This window comes from Cohaesibacter celericrescens (assembly GCF_002866925.1).
Classification (GTDB): domain Bacteria; phylum Pseudomonadota; class Alphaproteobacteria; order Rhizobiales; family Cohaesibacteraceae; genus Cohaesibacter; species Cohaesibacter celericrescens.
Genome location: NZ_PKUQ01000014.1, coordinates 1 through 19,370, shown reverse-complemented (window position 1 = coordinate 19,370; position 19,370 = coordinate 1). Strand labels below are relative to the sequence as shown.

General features: G+C 51.2%; 15 protein-coding genes. 12 read left to right on the top strand and 3 right to left on the bottom strand.

What is annotated here, in order from left to right:
• The first annotated feature begins 127 nt into the window (after window positions 1–127).
• From C0081_RS07430 to C0081_RS07415, 4 genes are all read left to right on the top strand, one after another.
• On the top strand, window positions 128–1,405 hold the full coding sequence (locus C0081_RS07430; protein WP_101533191.1) for a 4-aminobutyrate--2-oxoglutarate transaminase: 1,278 nt from the start codon (window positions 128–130) through the stop codon (window positions 1,403–1,405).
• Between the two features lies 1 nt (window position 1,406).
• Window positions 1,407–2,849, top strand: a complete 1,443-nt coding sequence (locus tag C0081_RS07425) for an NAD-dependent succinate-semialdehyde dehydrogenase (RefSeq protein WP_101533190.1) — start codon at window positions 1,407–1,409, stop codon at window positions 2,847–2,849.
• 319 nt (window positions 2,850–3,168) lie between these two features.
• A complete protein-coding gene (locus C0081_RS07420) occupies window positions 3,169–3,468 on the top strand; it encodes a hypothetical protein (RefSeq protein WP_101533189.1) in 300 nt (99 codons plus the stop codon).
• Window positions 3,469–3,667: 199 nt separating this feature from the next.
• Window positions 3,668–4,012: a zinc ribbon domain-containing protein YjdM gene (locus tag C0081_RS07415; RefSeq protein WP_101533188.1), complete on the top strand. Its 345-nt coding sequence runs from the start codon at window positions 3,668–3,670 to the stop codon at window positions 4,010–4,012.
• Window positions 4,013–4,112: 100 nt separating this feature from the next.
• On the opposite strand, the gene C0081_RS07410 is transcribed toward C0081_RS07415, so the two are convergent.
• A complete protein-coding gene (locus C0081_RS07410) occupies window positions 4,113–4,952 on the bottom strand; it encodes a fumarylacetoacetate hydrolase family protein (RefSeq protein ID WP_101533187.1) in 840 nt (279 codons plus the stop codon).
• A 277-nt stretch (window positions 4,953–5,229) separates the two neighbouring features.
• On the opposite strand from C0081_RS07410, the gene C0081_RS07405 reads away from it, so the two are divergent.
• Together C0081_RS07405 and C0081_RS07400 are read left to right on the top strand one after the other, a co-directional pair.
• The gene (locus C0081_RS07405) at window positions 5,230–6,474 is read left to right on the top strand and encodes an efflux RND transporter periplasmic adaptor subunit (RefSeq protein ID WP_180966800.1); all 1,245 of its coding nucleotides are present in this window, start codon (window positions 5,230–5,232) and stop codon (window positions 6,472–6,474) included.
• Window positions 6,471–9,590, top strand: a complete 3,120-nt coding sequence (locus C0081_RS07400; RefSeq protein ID WP_101533185.1) for an efflux RND transporter permease subunit — start codon at window positions 6,471–6,473, stop codon at window positions 9,588–9,590. The genes C0081_RS07405 and C0081_RS07400 overlap by 4 nt, the downstream gene beginning before the upstream one ends.
• Before the next feature lie 85 nt (window positions 9,591–9,675).
• Here C0081_RS07400 and gudD read toward each other — a convergent pair whose 3' ends face one another.
• Entirely contained in the window at window positions 9,676–11,025 is a 1,350-nt protein-coding gene (gene gudD, locus C0081_RS07395) for a glucarate dehydratase (RefSeq protein ID WP_101533230.1), read from the bottom strand.
• A 417-nt stretch (window positions 11,026–11,442) separates the two neighbouring features.
• Here gudD and C0081_RS07390 point away from each other — a divergent pair, with 417 nt between their 5' ends.
• The 5 genes from C0081_RS07390 (at window position 11,443) to C0081_RS07370 (ending at window position 17,330) form a co-directional block, all read left to right on the top strand.
• Entirely contained in the window at window positions 11,443–12,486 is a 1,044-nt protein-coding gene (locus C0081_RS07390) for a type 2 periplasmic-binding domain-containing protein (protein WP_101533184.1), read from the top strand.
• A gap of 211 nt (window positions 12,487–12,697) precedes the next feature.
• Window positions 12,698–13,174, top strand: a complete 477-nt coding sequence (locus C0081_RS07385; protein WP_101533183.1) for a tripartite tricarboxylate transporter TctB family protein — start codon at window positions 12,698–12,700, stop codon at window positions 13,172–13,174.
• A gap of 23 nt (window positions 13,175–13,197) precedes the next feature.
• Window positions 13,198–14,700 (top strand): tripartite tricarboxylate transporter permease, encoded by a 1,503-nt coding sequence (locus C0081_RS07380; protein WP_101533182.1) that lies wholly within the window; start codon window positions 13,198–13,200, stop codon window positions 14,698–14,700.
• 8 nt (window positions 14,701–14,708) lie between these two features.
• Window positions 14,709–16,244 carry a galactarate dehydratase gene (gene garD / locus C0081_RS07375; protein ID WP_101533181.1) on the top strand — a complete coding sequence of 512 codons (1,536 nt, stop codon included), beginning with the start codon at window positions 14,709–14,711 and terminating at the stop codon, window positions 16,242–16,244.
• 36 nt (window positions 16,245–16,280) lie between these two features.
• Window positions 16,281–17,330: a LacI family DNA-binding transcriptional regulator gene (locus C0081_RS07370; protein ID WP_245417877.1), complete on the top strand. Its 1,050-nt coding sequence runs from the start codon at window positions 16,281–16,283 to the stop codon at window positions 17,328–17,330.
• Here the strand turns inward: C0081_RS07370 and C0081_RS07365 are convergent, their stop codons facing one another.
• Window positions 17,331–18,173, bottom strand: coding sequence for a FadR/GntR family transcriptional regulator (locus tag C0081_RS07365; protein WP_146006424.1), 843 nt, complete (start codon window positions 18,171–18,173; stop codon window positions 17,331–17,333).
• A 363-nt stretch (window positions 18,174–18,536) separates the two neighbouring features.
• On the opposite strand from C0081_RS07365, the gene C0081_RS07360 reads away from it, so the two are divergent.
• A complete protein-coding gene (locus C0081_RS07360; RefSeq protein WP_245417876.1) occupies window positions 18,537–19,316 on the top strand; it encodes an aldolase/citrate lyase family protein in 780 nt (259 codons plus the stop codon).
• Window positions 19,317–19,370: the final 54 nt, after the last annotated feature.

The following is a 19,370-nucleotide window of genomic DNA, read 5'->3' as shown; positions in this document are numbered from 1 at the left end:
ATCAATATCTATGGTTTCAAAGAGTTAAAAGACAAAAGAAATAGACTTTTTAAATATAGAAAACGCCTTATGCTTTTTAAAAAACCAATCATAAAATGCATAGCCTTAGAAAAGACAGAGTGGAACCATGCTGAATATCGAGATTGCACAACGCCGCAATGAAGCCATCGCCCAAGGCGTTGGTGTGATGACCCAGATTTATGTTGATCACGCCAAGAATGCCGAACTGTGGGATATTGAAGGCAACCACTATATCGACTTTGCCGCCGGCATCGCCGTGGTCAATACCGGCCATTGCAACCCAAAAGTCATGGCTGCTGTTGAAAAGCAGATGGGGCGCTTCACCCACACCTGCCATCAGATCGTACCCTATGAGAATTATGTTCATCTTGCAGAGCGTCTGAACAAAGTTGTTCCGGGTGATTTTGATAAACGCACAGTGTTCGTCACCACAGGTGCAGAAGCCGTAGAAAACGCCATAAAAGTTGCCCGTGCGCATACTGGACGTGAAGCGATTGTGGCTTTTGGTGGGGCTTTCCACGGCCGCACCTTCATGGGCATGAGTTTGACTGGCAAAGTGCAGCCTTACAAAGTCGGGTTTGGCGCCATGATGAACGATGTGTTCCATGTACCCTTCCCTGTTGAGCTGCATGGCACCAGCGTGGATCAATCCATCGCTGCCATCGAACACTTGTTCAAGTCCGATCTCGACCCCAAACGGGTCGCAGCGATCATTATCGAACCGGTTCAGGGCGAAGGCGGCTTTTATCAGGCGCAGCCAGAGCTAATGCGCGCCCTCCGCACTCTGTGCGATACCCACGGCATTGTTATGATCGCAGATGAGGTACAAACCGGTTTCGGGCGCACCGGCGCTTTGTTCGCCATGGAGCATTATGATGTTTATGCCGACATCACCACCATGGCCAAAGGTCTTGCTGGCGGTTTACCTTTGGCTGCATTAACAGGCAAAGCCGAGATCATGAATGCAGCAGCCCCCGGCGGGTTGGGCGGCACTTATGGCGGCAACCCTCTGGGCATTGCAGCGGCGCATGCCGTGCTTGATATCATCGAAGAAGAAAAGCTTTGCAACCGCGCCAACCGCCTTGGCACAGCATTAAAATCCGCTTTGGCCGAACTGAAACCGGACATCGCAGAAATAGCAGAAATCCGGGGCCCAGGCTTTATGATTGCCGTCGAATTCAACAAGGCTGACGGATCTGGCCCCAACGCGGATTTTACAAATAAAGTCCGGCTTGAGGCGTTGAAGCGCAACCTCATTCTTCTCACTTGCGGCGTCTATGGCAATGTCATACGATTCCTCGCTCCATTAACCATCGAAGATGATGTTTTCGCCGAAGCATTGGCCATTCTGAAAGCATCGATGCTCGCAGCTCGGGACTCTTAACATGCAACTCAATGACAAAAGCCTGCTCGAATCTCGGGCATTTATTGCCGGAGAATGGCGCACGTGCGACAAAACTTTTGATGTCACCAATCCCGCGACAGGCGAAGTAATCGCCAAAGTGGCCGATTGTAGTGTTGAAAATGTCAAACAGGCCATCGATGCCGCCTATGACGCGCAAAAAGACTGGGCAAAAAAAACGGGCAAGGAACGCTCGATCATTCTGCGCAAATGGAACGATCTCATAGTTGCCGCTGCCGATGATTTGGCCACAATTCTCTGCGCCGAGATGGGAAAGCCCCTGCCTGAAGCCAAAGGAGAAGTTCTTTATGGCGCAAGCTTCATTGAATGGTTTGCAGAAGAAGCCAAGCGCGTCTATGGCGACACCATCCCCGGACATCAACAAGACAAACGCATCGTTGTGCTCAAACAGCCAATCGGTGTTGTGGGGTCTATCACACCTTGGAATTTTCCCAACGCGATGATCGCACGCAAGGTCGCCCCCGCTCTGGCTGTTGGCTGTGCTTTTGTGGCCCGCCCAGCCGAACTGACTCCGCTGTCCGCGTTGGCCATGGCCGTTCTGGCCGAACGCGCAGGCATCCCCAAAGGTATCTTCAACGTTCTACCAAATAGCGACGCATCGGCTGCAGGCCAAGAGCTTTGCGCCAACCCTAAAGTCGCAAAAATCACCTTCACAGGCTCCACCCGCGTTGGGCAAATCCTGATGCGTCAATGCGCCAACGGTATCAAGAAAATGAGCTTGGAGCTTGGAGGCAATGCCCCCTTCATCGTCTTCGATGATGCAGATCTGGATGCAGCGATAGAGGGTGCCATGATCGCCAAATATCGCAACAACGGACAAACATGTGTCTGTGCCAACCGCATTTATGTACAGGATGCAGTCTATGACGTTTTTGCAGAAAAACTCGCTCAAGCGGTCAAAACACTAAAACCCGGCAACGGCATGGATGAAGGCGTCAATTGTGGCCCTCTCATCAACGAAGCGGCTGTTACCAAGGTTGAAACTCACCTCAAAGACGCGACAGACAAGGGAGCCAAGGTCCTCACCGGCGGGTCACGCCTGTCCGGCACCCTGTTCGAACCAACGGTTCTGATAGATGTCCCAAGCTCCGCTTTGGTATCGACCGAAGAAACCTTCGGCCCCATTGCTCCCCTCATACGCTTCAAAACCGAGGACGAGGTCATTGCCATGGCCAATGACAGTGAATTCGGGTTGGCTGGCTACTTCTATTCCGAAGGTCTGAAACGAGTCTGGCGTGTTGCCGAAGCGCTCGAAACAGGCATGGTCGGCGTCAATACAGGGTTGATTTCAACCGAAGTGGCCCCCTTTGGCGGTGTCAAGCAATCTGGACTTGGTCGCGAAGGCTCCAAATATGGCATCGATGACTTTTTAGAAATCAAATATATCTGCATGGGCGGCATCTAGCCACGAAGCAAGGACGCCATATAAACGCGATGCCCGCATCATCTGAATGCGGGCATTTCCTATTCTGTCTCCTTGTGTCGCCCGGAGTTTTGTTTCGGTGTGACGATCAATGCCTCAACACACACACGTGCCAAGAGTAAACCCCAATGACGGCGGTTTCTTTCCCTGTATCTATCAGGTGTTGCGAGCTTTTTAACGTTCCAATGCAAAAATGTGAAGGCCACCAAACGGTCACATTGGGCCCCTTTTCACTACACAATCGATCTGTACATGTCTCATATCAGCCACCCAAGCAACATACGTGCCAGGAACAACAGATATGAACAAAACACTGATCATTTTAGCCGTGTGCTTCAGCACATCCGCTTTTGCTGCCAACGAGCCTCGTCATCCGACAGACAAAATCGCTGCGGATCTCGGCGTTTCCGAAGAAGCCTTTAGCCAATGCTTCAAGCCGGAAAGACCCGACAGAAACAAACGGCCAGACGAAGCCAAGATGCGCGCCGAAAAAGCCAAACTGTTGACTTGCCTGCAGGACAGCAATCCATCTATGACCGGTAAACGTCTTGACTCTGTGATGGAACGCTATCGTCCAGAGCCGCCCAAGCGCGGCTCATGATCATTTGGTACATCAACGGCATCATCAAATTAGACAAACCCGCTTTCACAGCGGGTTTTTTCGCTTCAAGCGTCAACCATCACAGCAATTTATATCAAGTGATATTGCACCCACTGTTCAAAAATGTAAGGGAGAAAGAAACTTTGGATGCAGGCACAACATTGCTTGGCTAAACCCCACATTGACAGGACCGATTGATATGAGCGAACTTCCTCCTTGCCCACAATGCAAATGTGAATACACCTATGAAGACGGTGCCCTATTGGTATGTCCTGAATGCGCCCACGAATGGTCAGCATCAGCCACTACTGACGCTGAAGCACAAGACATCATTCGTGATTCAAACGGCACCCCCCTCTCCGACGGCGACACAGTCACTGTGATCAAAGACCTCAAGATCAAAGGTACCAACGATGTCGTGAAAGTTGGTACAAAAGTAAAAAACATCCGTGTTGTCGGTGGGGATCACGACATTGACTGCAAAATTCCGGGCGTAGGCCCGATGGGATTGAAGTCAGAATTTGTCAAAAAAGTCGCCGACTAATGCTGTGATACAGCGACCCGATAACAAAAACCGCTTCCGCGCTCAGCGAAAGCGGTTTTTTGGTTTTAAAAGGCCTTTGCGTGACGGGTATTGCGACCGATTAAACGTCGTTGACACAGACCTGCTTTTGGCTGCCAAGCCCTTGAATCCCCAATTCAACCACATCCCCTGCTTTAAGGTAGCGCGGTGGCGTCATGCCCAGACCAACGCCCGGAGGGGTGCCAGTGGAAATGATGTCGCCCGGATGCAGGGTGAAAAATTGCGACAAATAAGATATCAGGAATGGAACGCGATAGACCATGGTAGCGGTCGAACCATCCTGAACCCGCTCACCATTCACATCGAGCCACATCGAAAGCCTGTCAAAATCACCCACTTCATCTGGAGTCACCAACCAAGGACCAGTTGGGCCGAAATTATCCGATGATTTGCCTTTTGACCACTGACCAGAACGCTCGATCTGATAGCTGCGCTCAGACACGTCATTAACCACGCAGAAGCCCGCAACATGGTCCATAGCATCGGCTTCAGACACATATTTGGCTGTTTTGCCAATGACAAAACCCAATTCGACTTCCCAGTCGGTCTTTTCCGAACCACGCGGAATGATAATCGGGTCATTCGGGCCGCAAATGGCGGAGGTATATTTGGCAAAAATTACTGGCTCCGGCGGCACTTCCATTCCGCTTTCTGCGGCATGGTCGGCATAGTTCAAACCAATACAAATGAATTTACCTGTTTGCCCGACGCAGGCCCCCAATCGCGGATCTCCTGAAACCAACGGCAAACTGGCCGGATCAATGGCAGCCACATCTCCCAGACGCGTTAGCACCTCTCCGGCAATATCAAAGACATGACCGGACAGATCGCGCAACCGACCATCAGCATCAACAAGGCCTGGCTTCTCAGAGCCACGCTCGCCATAACGTACAAATTTCATAGTATTTCCTTCCCAAAGGCGTTTCCATGTCACGCTGATTCACCAGAGTGGCCGGATAACAATTTGTACCAAGAGTCTTGAGCATTTTCTATCCCATGGCAGGACACGCGAGAGATTGGTCCATAGCCGAGCAGCGACCAAATGCCGATGTCTGCGAAATTCGTTAAAACGGTTACATTCGGATACACTTTCGTACCCTAGGTTACTTGAGTTCATGAGACGAAAAAGCGATAACGATCAATACATTTGCGTATTTTCCACTACTGCGTTGGATCTCATGAAACATATTATCAGCATTCTTATTGCAGCCGTTTTGATACTAGCGGCTTATCTTTATCAATTTGGTCTTCCGGCCTTCCTCTCGTCTTCGGATGTCCTGCCTCCCCAAAACTCAACCAGCCAAGGCCAAAAGTCATCAGCTTCAAACGCCCCCTCAGCTGACCCGAGTGCTAGAAATGCAAAGAGATCGAGCGCACCGGGTAGACGGCGGCGCGGCGCAGAAGCAACCTTTGTAACCCTCGCAGACGTAGAGGTTGAGCCTTATGAAGACAGCTACTCATCCATTGGGACCGGTGTCGCGCAGCAAAGTGTAACACTTGTGTCAGAGGTTTCTGGGCAAATCAAAGAAGTGTTGTTTGACGGCACATCGCGTGTCTCAAAGGGCGACGAACTGATCAAACTGGAAGACGAAAGCCAACGTATCAACGTCGAGATAGCCCAAGCGCAACTTTCCAAAGCACTAGACAGCCTCGAGCGTTATCAATCCTTACAAAAACGCAACAAGGATGTGGTGTCCGAAGTGACTATGAAAGAAGCCGAGTCTGCGGTTGCTGTCGCGCAAGGCAATTTGGCATTAGCGCGCAAATCCCTCGCAGATCGCACCATCAAGTCGCCCATCAACGGTCGCCTCGGTCTTGCCGAAATAGAAGTTGGTGACTTCCTCAGCTCTGGCAAGGAAATCGTCAATATCAACAACACCAAGACAATTTTGGTTACCTTCGAATTGCCTGAGCGCGCGGTCAACATTCTGGCACTGAACAAAGAAATCCGCGCCTCAACTCCCTCAACACAAGGCAAGGTATTCGCTGGGAAAATCGTGGCTTTTGATAGCCAGATCGATGATGTGACACGAACCGTGACCGTTAAGGCTGCGATAAACAATGACGACGGCCTTCTCTGGCCCGGTATGACCTTTACGGTGCGCTTGGTCGAAGAAAGCAAGGCGATGCCTTCAATCCCAAGCTTATCGTTAACATGGACCCGCGACGGAACCTTTGTTTGGATCGCAGAAAAAGGCAAAGTGAAAACTGTACCGGTGATCATCCGCAACAGACAGGACGACACAATCTGGGTGAGCGGAGACCTGAAGCAAGGCATGAAAGTCGTTGTTGACGGCGTTCATAAATTGCGACCTGGCGCTTCGATTGCCGTTGCTGGCCGCACGGGCCAACAAGAAACCAAAGCCCCCACCAATGAGCCAGAATCCACCCAGCGCTCCACCAATCAGGAGAAGGCTCAATGAGCAAGTCAGCAATGCTGGGGGGCATGACAAAGATTTTTGTCGCCCGACCGATTCTCGCCTTTGTTATCAACCTTCTGATCATTATAGCAGGTGCTGCCGCTTTGGTGGCGGTAGAAGTGCGAGAAATGCCCGATGTGGACCAGCCCAGCCTATCGGTGCGCACCAGCTACGAAGGCGCCTCGGCCAATATTGTTGACCGTGAGGTCACATCTGTATTGGAAGATGCTTTTGGTGCGTTGGACGGGATGACCGGAATTTCATCCACCTCCAGCTACGGCAGCAGCAGGATCACTCTGGATTTGAGTACGGATGCAGATGTCGACATTGCCGCCAACGAAGCTCGTGAAATCATCTCTCAAACCATGCGGCAATTGCCCGACGATATCGAAGACCCAACCGTAAAAAAGAGCGATGCTGACGCCGATCCAATCATCAGGTTGGCATTAACCGGCACCCAAAGTCTTGCCGATCTGACCCTACTGGCCGAGGGCCGGATAACCGATCGCCTCGCGTTGGTCGATGGCATCGCAGAAATTACGGTCACCGGAGCGCAAGCAGACGAATTCCGCATTACGATCTCTATCCCGGACCTTTTGGCACGCGGGCTTTCCCTTGACGATGTTACCAAGACCCTCAAAACCCTGCGCAATGACTATGCACTTGGCAAACTGGAGAGCAGTGCAAACTCAACAATTCTGCGCTCGGTAAGCCCTGATGTGACAGCGGATCTCATCGGAGCTTTGCGCATCAATGATACGACGCACATCTCCGATGTCGCTTATGTCCAGTTAACAGGCGAGGAAAAGTCCCAATATGCCCGCGCCAACGGCCAAGCCTCGATTGGCATCGACATTGTGCGCCAATCAGTTGGCAACACACTGTCCATCTCCAAAGATGTGCGCCAAGCAGTGGCCGAACTCAAGCCTCAACTGCCCGAGGGCGTAGAGCTTTATATCACGTCAGACGATGGCGTGTTCATTGAGGGCTCGATCAACGAAGTTACCAAGTCTATTTTGTTGGCCATCGGCATCGTAATCTTGGTAATCTTCGGCTTCCTGCGCTCTTGGCGCGCCACTTTGATACCGGCCATTGCCATCCCGGTCGCTCTGGTTGGCACGGTGGCTGCCATTTGGATCACTGGATTCTCGATCAATACTATCAGCCTGTTGGCACTGGTTCTGGCCACCGGCATGGTGGTGGATGATGCCATTGTTGTGGTCGAGAATATTGTACGCCGTCGCCATGAGGGAGAATCCCCTCGGCTTGCAGCGGTCAACGGCACCAATGAAGTTTTCTTTGCGGTGATCTCCACCACCGCTACCCTTGCCGCCGTTTTCATCCCCATTTCATTCCTGCCCGGACAAGCCGGCGGCGTGTTCTCTGAATTCGGCTTCGTATTGGCCTTTTGCGTCACCTTGTCCTCAATCGTCGCTTTGACCATGGCCCCGATGCTGGCATCAATCCTTGACCCGGGCAAAAAGGGCGCCACAAAACGCGGAAAAGAACTGGAAGCAGGCTACAGCGAACCCAAAGAGGGCTGGATCACACGGACATTCCTAAACATCATCGACAAGTCTATTCGCCTTCCCATCCTAACCATTGGTGCGGCCTTGGCCTTTGCGGTCTTTGCAATCGGTGCGGCACAAACATTGACAAGCACCTTAACGCCTACCGAAGACAGAGCTCTTTTCTTTATTATTGCCTCAGGCCCGGTTGGGGTTACCAACGATTATATGAGCCAACAGGTTGAGCAAGTGGAAGCCATCCTCAAGCCCTACCAGGAAAGTGGAGAGGTCGCCTCTGTCCTTAGCCTGATAGGCCGCGGAGGAGGAACCCGCGCCTTTGTCATTGTGCGTCTTGCGGATTGGTCAGAACGGGAGCGCGATCAAGCAACCATTGGCGCAGAATTCAACACTAAATTGGCCAAGGTCCCCGGCATTCGAGTCAGGGTTGGCGTCCCCAATTCCCTGGGCATCCGCGGTGGTGGCAGTGGGCTCAACTTTGCGGTGACCGGCAATGACTACCCCAAACTGGTCACTGCAGCAGACAAATTGATTCTAGCGATGGAAGGGGATGCCGCCTTTACTAACGCCCAACTGGGATCAGATACAAGCACACCACAAATCAGTGTCGATATCGACAGGGACAGAGCACTGGAACTGGGCATAACCCCTGACATCATTGCTGACACAATTTCAGCTATGACCCAAGGCTTGACCCCCACCTCGGTCTTTATTGATGGCGAAGAGTTGGACGTGAGATTGACACCAGGCGGCGCACCGATCGACGACGCCCGCGATCTGGAATCTGTCTTTGCACGAACGTCCGACGGCAGCATCATTCCTCTGTCCTCTGTCGCCACCTTCACACAGGTCCTTTCCGTTGCCTCCTATGAGCGAGAAGGCGGCGCATTGGCGGTCTCTATCCGCTCAAATCTGGCAACCGACGTAAGTATGGGCGATGCGATTGCACGCGTTCAAGACCTCGCTTCGGACATTCTACCAACAGGAACAAGCATCACACTGCTGGGCGAAGCAGGCACGTTGGAAGAAAGCCAATTTGGTACAATGATGGTGTTCGCGATTGCCGGATTGATCGTTTTTCTCGTGCTTGCAGCCCAATTTGAAAGCTTTATCAGTGCCATCATTATAATGATCACGGTGCCCTTCGGACTGGCCGCAGCCGCCCTTGCCATCAAGATCACCGGCGGCACACTCAATTATTACAGCCAGATTGGTCTTGTGATGCTCATCGGCGTGATGTCCAAAAACGGCATTCTGATCGTAGAATTTGCCAATCAACTCCGTGAGCGGGGGCAAGACATAGACAGTGCCATCCGTAATGCGGTGCAATTGCGGCTGCGCCCGGTGATGATGACAATGGTTTCAACCGTTTTTGGTGGATTGCCACTTATCCTGACATCTGGCGCTGGGGCAGAAGCTCGCACGGCAGTGGGCTGGGTGGTCGTGGGCGGCCTGGGATTTGCAACCCTGTTCACATTGTTCCTTATTCCCGTGACCTATCGCCTTCTTGCTCCGCTAGGCGGGGAACCGGGTGCCGCCGAACACAAGCTACAACAAGAAGCGCAAAACGCTGAAACGGCCCTGCAGGTTTAATGACACGATAAAACGACAACACCCGTTTTGGATATCTCCAAAACGGGTGTCACTCACCACATATAACAAAGTCAGATCAGAATAATTAGCGCACCAGACAAGGCCTTTTGTTGTCAAAAACCCAATCTGGCACAAGAAACTGCATGCCAATCGCATCGTCACGGGCACCCAAGCCGTGTTTTTTATAAAGTGCATTCGCCGCCACAATCCGATCCATATCAACCTCAATACCAAGGCCAGGTCGTTCGGGAACCTTGATTTCTCCCCCACGGATGATCAAGGGTTCCTTGGTCAATTGCTGGCCGTCCTGCCAAATCCAATGGGTATCAATGGCGGTGATATTCCCCGGCGCGGCAGCAGCCGCATGGGTGAACATAGCCAGTGAAATATCAAAATGGTTATTCGAGTGTGAACCCCAAGTTAGCCCCCAGTCGCGACACATCTGTGCAACACGAACTGCGCCTCGCATGGTCCAGAAATGCGGATCGGCAAGCGGGATATCAACCGCCTGAAGCATGACAGAATGCCCCATTTGACGCCAATCCGTCGCGATCATATTGGTCGCGGTTTGCAATCCGGTGGCCCGGCGGAATTCTGACAAAATCTCACGTCCGGAATAGCCATTTTCAGCGCCGCACGGATCTTCCGCATAAGCAAGAATATCACCCCGTCCCTTACAAAGATCGATCGCCTCGTCCAGTGACCACGCCCCATTGGGGTCAAGAGACATGCGACCGTCTGGGAAACGTTTTTTCAAAGCCGCAATTGCTTGCATTTCTTCTTCACCAGAAAGCACACCACCCTTGAGTTTGAAATCCTCAAAACCGTATCGTTCATGGCAAGCTTCAGCAAGGCGCACAACAGCTTCCGGCGTCATCGCCTCTTCGTTGCGCAGCCGGAACCAAGGCTCTTTAGCGTCGAGCTCAGACCGGTAAGGCAACGTCGTTTTGTTTCTGTCCGCGATATAGAACAAATATCCAAGGATTTTAACGCTTTCACGTTGCTGTCCTTCGCCCAGCAGAGCGGCGACAGGCAGGTTCAGAAATTGCCCCATCAAATCGAGAAGCCCGGCTTCGACGGCGGTGACAGCATGGATTGTCGTACGCAAATCAAATGTTTGCGCGCCCCGCCCCCCTGCATCACGGTTGATGAAAGCCTCATTCATGGCCTTGAGGATTTTATTGATATTACCGATGGGCTGGGACAACACCAAAGGAATGGCATCCTCCAGTGTCTTGCGGATCTTTTCTCCACCAGGGACTTCACCAACTCCCGTATGACCGGCCTCATCTTCCAGAATAACAATGTTTCTGGTAAAATAGGGCGCATGGGCCCCGCTCAAGTTGAGCAGCATGCTGTCTTGTCCCGCGACGGGCAGAACATGCATGGCAGTGACTTTTGGAGATCCTTTTCCAAACGCGTCTGATCCTACCATCTTGAATTTTCCTCCGAATTGCCGTGCAAAAACCTTTTGTCTTTGCACAAAGGCAGATGTTTCTATTTCGCCAAAAGTTAAATGAAAGCGCAACCATTTTTTTATTTCCACCTCACCCCTGTGGATGGAAATACACTAAGTCACGAAAATCCAACAATAAATTGCGTTTTTGGCAGATAATCTTGTCGTTTTAGATGGGGTTGACAGATTTTTGAAGCTGCTTCTATTATAAATGACAACGCTGTCATTTTCAAACAAACGGCAACTGCGTTGTAAAAAGTCTATCAAAAAGAGGGCGATGAGCGGTTACAGTCCTCATCCCATCTTGCGGTCGACATGTCGGAGGACAGGCGACACGAATTGTCGCCAAAAAGGAACAGCAGGCGCCAAAATGCTGTTCAACTAGGGAGAGATACGATGAAACTTCTCAAAAGCGGCTTTGCCGTCGCTATGTGCGCATTTATTGGCTTTGCGGCAACGCATGCCAACGCAGCCGAACCAAAGCTTTCCGGCAACCTTCGTGTTGTAATCGGATCAAAATCGACAGGTGGCGATACCTACCAAAACTCCGCCATTGTAGCGCAAGCCCTTGCCAAAAAACTGGACATTAATGTAAAAGTTGACGCTGTTGGCTCAACCGCTGCGTTCAAAGCCCTGCGCCGTATGTCTGACGGCAATACGATCATGATTTTCCATGATCAGTCTTATCTTGGCAATCTGTATGGCCGCAAAGGCTACTTCAACATTTTCGACGAGTTCACTGTAGGCCCAACCGTTGCCATCAATCCGGGCAATGCTTACCTGGTACCCAAAAACTCACCTTACCAGACACTTGAAGACATTATTGAAGCCTGCTCCAAAGACACAAAAGTGCGCGTGGCCATTCAACCCGGCGGCGTTTCTGAAATTGGCTTCAGTGCTCTGAAAAATGCCATCAAAATCCGCTTCCCCGGTAAAGAAGGAAATCTGGTCGCAGTCAATACAGGCTCCCAGTCCGATAAGAACCAACTGCTGTTCGATGGTCAGGCCGACTTGATCCAAGGCTCTGTGCAAGCCAACGAACAATATACCCAGCTACCTGCCGACGATCAAAAAGCCATGCGTTTTGTTTGGTTGACCGCGCGCGAAGAAACCATCAAACAGACAAAAGCTGAAGGCATGGGGGCAACCACTCAGGCCCAGTTGCTTGAATATGTGGCTCCGAAAGTATCCGTTACATTGGACGGCAAAAATGATTTCACTTTCGACAAAGAATTCTTCATTCTTTACAACAAGAAAATGGATCCTGCGCTGGTTGATTATTTTGATACAGCTTTGGGCGAAATCTATGCCGAAGGCAAAATTCAGGAAACCCAGAAGAACTCCTTCTTCATTCCAAACTTCAAACCTGCTGCCGAGGCCGCTGCTTATCTCCAAGAGAAAAACGATAAATATGCAGTTATCATCGAAGCTATCAAATAGGCCTGCCTGCTAGATAAAGCCTCTATTAAGGGCGTTTTTTGCCTGTCGTGATAAGCAAAAAACGCCCTTTACACTTTAGAGAACACACAGCAAAGCACACCACTGGCTTGACGTGCATCGAGGATGACTAGAGTAGAGCAGTCGGGGGAACTCCCCTTTTAAGCTGGAAAAGCTTTTCTAATTTTACCGGATTGATGTCGGAGAATTCACAATGGCAGATGGCAACGCGTTGCTGGACGTAAAAATTGATTTCGAGCAGTCTCACCTCTTCTTCCCTCAAATCATCCATTGGATTCTATTGATCCTCGCAGGCATGATACTGATCAGATATGTGCCGGCCTGTTATAACCGTTACAAACAGGCAAACCGCGCGCTTGAGACAAAAGGCAAAGCTGACGATCCGGCAAGCACCAAGACACCCAAAGGATCTATAGACTGGCTCCGCCTTGGTGGCACCTTGGTTTTGACTGTCGTCTACTTCACCCTGATGGACAGCGTCGGCACATTCTTTCCAAACATGGGTCTTGGCTTCTTGTTGATGTCGATCCCCTTTATGTTTCTGCTCTCGCTCCTTTATGTTCACAACGCCAGTCGGCGTCAGTTGATAACAATCACTCTAAGTTCGCTCATCTCTCCCACCGTTGCTTGGTATTTGCTGGCGCAAGTCTTCAACATCTCGCTGCCGTAACGCCAAGGAAAGCAGACTGAATCATGGAATTCTTAAACTATTTATCTCCAATGTTTTTTGTCCTCACTGGGTTTGGTGTTGTTGTCGGCATCATCTTTGGCGCAATCCCTGGCATGACCGCCACGATGGCCGTCGCGGTTTGTCTTCCAATGACCTATGCCTTGGATTTAACCAACGGTCTGGCCTTGCTGCTAGGATTGTATGTTGGCGGCATTTCCGGCGGTTTGGTACCTGCTGTTCTGCTGAACATACCTGGCACACCATCGTCGATTACCACCACTTTTGATGGCTATCCGATGACCCAGAAGGGGGAAGGGGAACGAGCGCTCAAGACCGGCATAACCTCTTCGCTAATCGGCGGCTTGTTTAGCGCATTAGTTTTGTTTTTCTTTGCGCCTAGCCTTGCGGATTTTGCGATCAAATTCTCCTACATTGAAAAATTCCTGATTATTCTGTTTGCATTGACAGTCATCGCGTCCCTATCCAAAAATCTATTGATAGGCATTTTCAGTGGCATATTGGGGATCTGGTTCAGCCTGATCGGAAGCTATGATGTATCTGTTGGTGGCAACGGTGAATATCGCCTGATGTTCGAATTTATGGAACCCTATCTGGAAAGCGGCTTCTCGTTACTGCCTGTGCTTATCGGTATATTTGGTCTGGGCACGATTCTACAGGAGGCGGAAAAAGGCATCCACGAAGAGATTACCGGCGACCAGAAACTCGAACTCAACAAGGGAACGCCTTTCTCCTTTTCTGTTTTCAAAGGCCAATTTGTCAATCTGTTTCGTTCCAGCGCACTGGGCACATTTGTCGGCATGTTACCCGGCGTTGGCGGCAGCGCAGCCTCGGTATTGGCCTATACCCAGCAGAAAAATTTCTCAAAAGACCCCGCCGCGTTGGGCAAGGGGGCACCTGAGGGTGTCATCGCCTCTGAAAGTTCCAACAATGGCCTGACAGGTGGCGCGCTTATTCCGTTGCTTTCACTCGGCATTCCCGGCGATTCTACCACTGCGGTTTTGATCGGTGCCTTCACATTGCAAGGCATCCAACTTGGTCCGCTCTTTATCGGCAACAATCCGGTCATCTGGGACACAATGATGGTCGCGCTGGTGTTTGCCAATATCGTCATGTTCTTGGTGATGTTCTTTGCCATTCGTACGATCGTCAAGGTGATCACCATCCCCAAATATCTACTTTATCCCGGCATCATCATGATGTGTGTCGTTGGGGCTTATGCCATTAACTTTGGCATTATGTTTGACGTCTGGACATTGTTGTTCTTTGGCTTGTTTGGCTATCTAGGCTCCAAAGTAGGGCTAGAGGTCGCCCCCTTTATCATCGGCTTCATTCTGGGAAAACAGGCAGAAGTCTATTTTGTTAAAAGCCTCGAATCCTTTGGCTCCTTGTCTATCTTCTTCACCAAAAGCCCAATCGCCGTGGTGCTTTGGGGGCTGATCATCCTTTCTATTGCCTATTCCTTCTACGGAAAAATCAAATCCAAATCGCAGCACAAAAAGGCTTAAGAAAAGGCATGAGCAATCCTAGCCTCAACGTTCCCAGTCTTAAAGTTCACGCCGATGATAATGTGTCAATCATCCTGTCGGCGGGAGGCGTCGCCGCTGGTACGCGGCTGGACACTGGTACGGTGTTACGTGATGACATTCCCTTCGGGCACAAAGTCGCCTTGGTCGACATAGGCCCAGGGGAAGCTGTCATTCGCTATGGTGTGCCAATCGGAATAGCCAAAGCAACATTGCCTGAGGGAAGCTGGGTAAACGAACATATGATCGAGCTGCCCGAGGCTCCGTCATTGGCAAGTTTGAAGAGCCCGGATGTACCGCCACGACCGCTTCCACCACTGGATGGCTATACATTTGAAGGCTATCGCAACGCGGATGGCAGCGTTGGTACCCGCAATATTCTAGGCATCAGCATCAGCGTCCAATGTGTAGCGGGCGTTGTGGAGCATGTTGTCCAGCGTATTCGATCTGAATTGCTGCCGATTTACCCCAATGTAGATGACGTCATAGCGTTGACCCATTCCTACGGCTGCGGAGTCGCCATCAACGCACCGGATGCGATTATTCCCATCCGAACCATCAAGAATATCGCGCTCAACCCCAATTTTGGCGGCGAAGTGATGGTCGTCGGGCTGGGCTGCGAAAAGCTTCGCCCCGAGATGATCATGACGCCGGGCGACCAATCTGCCAGCAAAATGTTCTTGCAAGACGAAAATCTAACAGGCTTTGCGGCCATGACAGACGACATATTGCAACAAGCCCGCAGCCACCTCGACCGCCTCAACCAGCGCCGTCGCCAAACATGCTCGGCATCAGAACTGGTGGTCGGCATGCAATGCGGCGGCAGTGACGCTTTTTCCGGCATCACAGCCAATCCGGTATTGGGCTTTGCCTCCGATCTCATCGTTCGTGCTGGTGGCAGCGTGATGTTCTCCGAAGTGACTGAAGTGCGCGACTCGGTGCATCTTTTGCCCAACCGCGCAGCAAACCCGCAAGTGGTCCAAGATCTCATTCGTGAAATGAGGTGGTATGACGACTATCTGGCCAGAGGCGGTGCCGACCGCGCCGCCAACACCACCCCTGGTAACAAAATGGGCGGCCTCTCTGGCATTGTCGAAAAATCGCTCGGCTCCGTTGCCAAATCCGGTTCAGGGCCCATAAGCGATGTAATTGGCCCCGGCGAGCGCCTGAAACGCAAGGGTTTAACCTTTGCCGCAACGCCAGCGGGTGATTTTGTGTGTGGAACGTTGCAACTTGCAGCAGGAATGAATATTCACATATTTACGACTGGTAGGGGAACCCCCTATAATCTTCCAACAACACCGACAATTAAAGTGGCGACGAATAGCGCCCTTGCGACACGATGGTTCGATCTTATGGATGTCGACACTGGTAGGGTTGCTACAGGCGAAATTACGGTGGAAGAAGGAGGCTGGGAACTGTTCCATTTCATTCTGGATGTTGCCAGCGGCCGGACCGAAACCGCAGCAGACAAACTCGGCATCAAAAATGATCTGGTCCTGTTCAATCCTGCTCCCATCACCTAAGTTGTCGGCCAGTTTCCATTTTTAAGGGATTGTTTCTTGGCTGAAACTCTGAATGAGCAACCAACACTTGGCGAGGGCAAAAAGACCCGACAGGGATCACAAAGTGTGACCTTGGAAAGCGTTGCCAAATTGGCAGGGGTTGCTCCAACCACGGTTTCGCGCGCCCTGAACCACCCCGATAAAGTTGCACAAAAGACCCGTGATCGCATCACCCAAGTGATCCAGCAAACCGGATATGTACCCAACCTGTTGGCGGGTGGACTGGCCTCGAACAAAAGCCGTCTAATCGCGGTCATCGTGCCCAGTCTGGTCAACATCGTCTATGCCGAAACCATCCAGCATTTTGCCAAACCGATGAAAGAGGCCGGCTATCAAGTCCTGCAGGGGGAAGTTGGCTATGATCTCGAAGAAGAAGAAAAACTGATCGCAGCGGTGCTCAGCCGTCGTCCAGATGCTATCTTCCTGACTGGCATTCACCATTCCAACAATTGCCGCCGCCAGTTGCTGGCCGCAAACATTCCCATTGTCGAAACATGGGATGTGACCCCAACCCCGCTCGACATCGTGGTCGGCTTCTCGCAAGAGGCTGTCGGCAAACAAACTGCCGATTTCTTCTATGAAAAGGGCTACAGAAAGTTTGCCATCGTATCGGCCGAAGACCACCGCGCCACGCTGCGCAATGCAAGTTTCAAAAAAACCTTAGCGGCCAAGGGTATTGAAAATGTGGCTGTGAGCATCGTGCCGGGAATCTCCAATCTAGAGCTGGGCCGACATGCCGCTGCAAAGCTGTTTGACGAAGGTCTGCACGACTCATTAATATTTTGCAGTTCCGACACCTTGGCTCACGGAGTTCTGACCGAAGCGCAAGTACGCGGGATATCAGTGCCGGAAGACATTTCCATCGTCGGCTTTGGGGATCAGAATTTTGCAGCCTTCACCTACCCGGCCTTGACCACCGTCCGAATTGACCGCGCCACAATGGGGCGACTGTCTGCCAACGCCCTGCTCTGTCGCCTGAACAATGTTGACGTTACAGAAAAAGTGATTGATCTGGGGTTCGAAATCGTGGTGCGCGACACGGCCTAATCACGCCTCAGAAAACATACGTTGTGAACGGATAATCTCGTGATAGCGGTCACGGCTCTGGGATAAATGGAACCGCATCGCCTCGCGCGCCGCTTCTGGATTTTTCGCCACAATAGCGGCCACTATAGCCTGATGCTCTTTTTGCAACTGCATCAAATAGGCGGCTTGCTCTTCTTTTGTCGCCGGAAGCGTCCCCAACTTGCTACGCGGGATCATGGCGTTACCCAACTGCACCAAAAAATCGACAAAACGGCGATTGTTAGTGGCCTCAGCAATCGCAATGTGAAACCGGAAATCTTCCGCCTCCCCCGTCTGGTGCTCATCCATGGCTTTTTGAATGCCGCTAAATGCTTCAAAAATGCGAGATTCTTGTGCCATTGAATGACGGGCCGCTGCCAAACCAGCCGCTTCGACTTCCACCGCCAACCGCAACTCCAAAGCTTCCACTACGGACGAAACCTGTGACAGATCGCCAAACACCGACCCCAAACTTTCCGATGGTTTGGGGGTAGAAACAAAGATGCCCGCACCTTGGCGGGTACTCAGGATGCCGCGCGCCTTCAGCGTCGCAATCGCTTCTCGCACCACAGACAAGCTTACGCCAATACGATTGCTCAGCTCCTGAACGGTAGGCAGGCGGTCGCCCGACACCAGATTTCGTCCAGAAATCAACTGCTCGATCTCGGCAACCGTCCGCCCACTCAAGGAACCATTTTGATCTTTGATGCTCGCATCCCCTGCCATAACGTTCCACTTCTTGCCAACAAGCCACCACGCATCAGCGCTGACTTTGTTGGTTCTATTGATATCCCTTACGGCCCCCTTCGATAAGAGGACGATCAAGCGCGTTCCGATCAACCCTATCACACAATCAAAACAACTTGCGAGAATAAGATAATTAATCTGATTAATCCAAAAATTAGCAAAACAACCAAGCCAGGGGACCCGAGCTCCTACAAATTTTACCTGAAAACATCAAATTGGCCAACCTAATTTGACAAATTTGGCAACTTTCCATTTTACTATTGAATATTAATCTGATTAATTGATATGACTTATATACACACAAAGACAACAAACACAGCCTACAGAGGAAAATGGCAGCATTCACAAAACGGCTAAGTTTGCCGTTTGATAAAAAACACTCAAAATTTTCCTCAATATCTTGTCTTTGGTGCAAACCAACCCATGGGAGCAACCAAACCAATGCCGGAACTCATCAATCCACCCGAGAACCGCTTTATGACAGCGATCCAAAACGGAGAAACACAACTCGGCTTGTGGCTCGCCATGACCAGCAATATCGCATCCGAAGTGATCGGCGGAATAGGCTATGATTGGCTGGTTCTGGATGCCGAACATGCGCCCAATGAACTTGGCGGATTGGTACAACAGCTGCAAGCCTTACGCGGCGCTCATAGTGAACCGGTTATTCGAGCCACATGGAATGATCCGGTATTGATCAAACGTTTCATGGACATTGGTTTCCGCACCATCCTCTTCCCCTATGTTCAGAATGAAAAAGAAGCCGAAGCTGCCGTTTCCTCCATGCGCTACCCGCCAGAAGGCATTCGCGGCGTTGCGACCATGCACCGAGGTTGTTCGTATGGCGCTGAAACAGGTTATCTTCAGGCAGCCAACGAACGTGCCTGTGCCTTGGTCCAAGTTGAGACAACCACCGCCGTCGAACGCATTGACAAAATCTGTGACGTGAAAAACCTGGGTGGAATCTTCATTGGCCCGTCCGATTTGGCAGCCAGCATGAACCATTTGGGCAACCCAAGTCACCCCGACGTGCAGGCAGCCATGAAACATTGCGTCGATGTCTGCAAAGCAAAAGGCGTACCGATTGGAACACTCGCTCCCGTCAGCGCCGATGCAAAACGGTATATGGACTGGGGCTTTAACTTTGTTGCGCTGGGCGCTGAAGTGGCACTAATGCGCAATGCTGCCATTGCCAAACTGGCTGAATTCAAAGACGCATAAAACAGATTTAAAGCGCAAAATGCGCACCAAAAGGAACTTTGACATGAGCAAAAT

What these genes read in the sequence shown, in the direction of transcription:
- C0081_RS07430 (WP_101533191.1), top strand. Translation starts at nt 128, where the DNA reads ATGCTGAATATCGAGATTGCACAACGCCGCAATGAAGCCATCGCCCAA.
- C0081_RS07425 (WP_101533190.1), top strand. Translation starts at nt 1,407, where the DNA reads ATGCAACTCAATGACAAAAGCCTGCTCGAATCTCGGGCATTTATTGCC.
- C0081_RS07420 (WP_101533189.1), top strand. Translation starts at nt 3,169, where the DNA reads ATGAACAAAACACTGATCATTTTAGCCGTGTGCTTCAGCACATCCGCT.
- C0081_RS07415 (WP_101533188.1), top strand. Translation starts at nt 3,668, where the DNA reads ATGAGCGAACTTCCTCCTTGCCCACAATGCAAATGTGAATACACCTAT.
- C0081_RS07410 (WP_101533187.1), bottom strand. Translation starts at nt 4,952, where the DNA reads ATGAAATTTGTACGTTATGGCGAGCGTGGCTCTGAGAAGCCAGGCCTT.
- C0081_RS07405 (WP_180966800.1), top strand. Translation starts at nt 5,230, where the DNA reads ATGAAACATATTATCAGCATTCTTATTGCAGCCGTTTTGATACTAGCG.
- C0081_RS07400 (WP_101533185.1), top strand. Translation starts at nt 6,471, where the DNA reads ATGAGCAAGTCAGCAATGCTGGGGGGCATGACAAAGATTTTTGTCGCC.
- gudD (WP_101533230.1), bottom strand. Translation starts at nt 11,025, where the DNA reads ATGGTAGGATCAGACGCGTTTGGAAAAGGATCTCCAAAAGTCACTGCC.
- C0081_RS07390 (WP_101533184.1), top strand. Translation starts at nt 11,443, where the DNA reads ATGAAACTTCTCAAAAGCGGCTTTGCCGTCGCTATGTGCGCATTTATT.
- C0081_RS07385 (WP_101533183.1), top strand. Translation starts at nt 12,698, where the DNA reads ATGGCAGATGGCAACGCGTTGCTGGACGTAAAAATTGATTTCGAGCAG.
- C0081_RS07380 (WP_101533182.1), top strand. Translation starts at nt 13,198, where the DNA reads ATGGAATTCTTAAACTATTTATCTCCAATGTTTTTTGTCCTCACTGGG.
- garD (WP_101533181.1), top strand. Translation starts at nt 14,709, where the DNA reads ATGAGCAATCCTAGCCTCAACGTTCCCAGTCTTAAAGTTCACGCCGAT.
- C0081_RS07360 (WP_245417876.1), top strand. Translation starts at nt 18,537, where the DNA reads ATGCCGGAACTCATCAATCCACCCGAGAACCGCTTTATGACAGCGATC.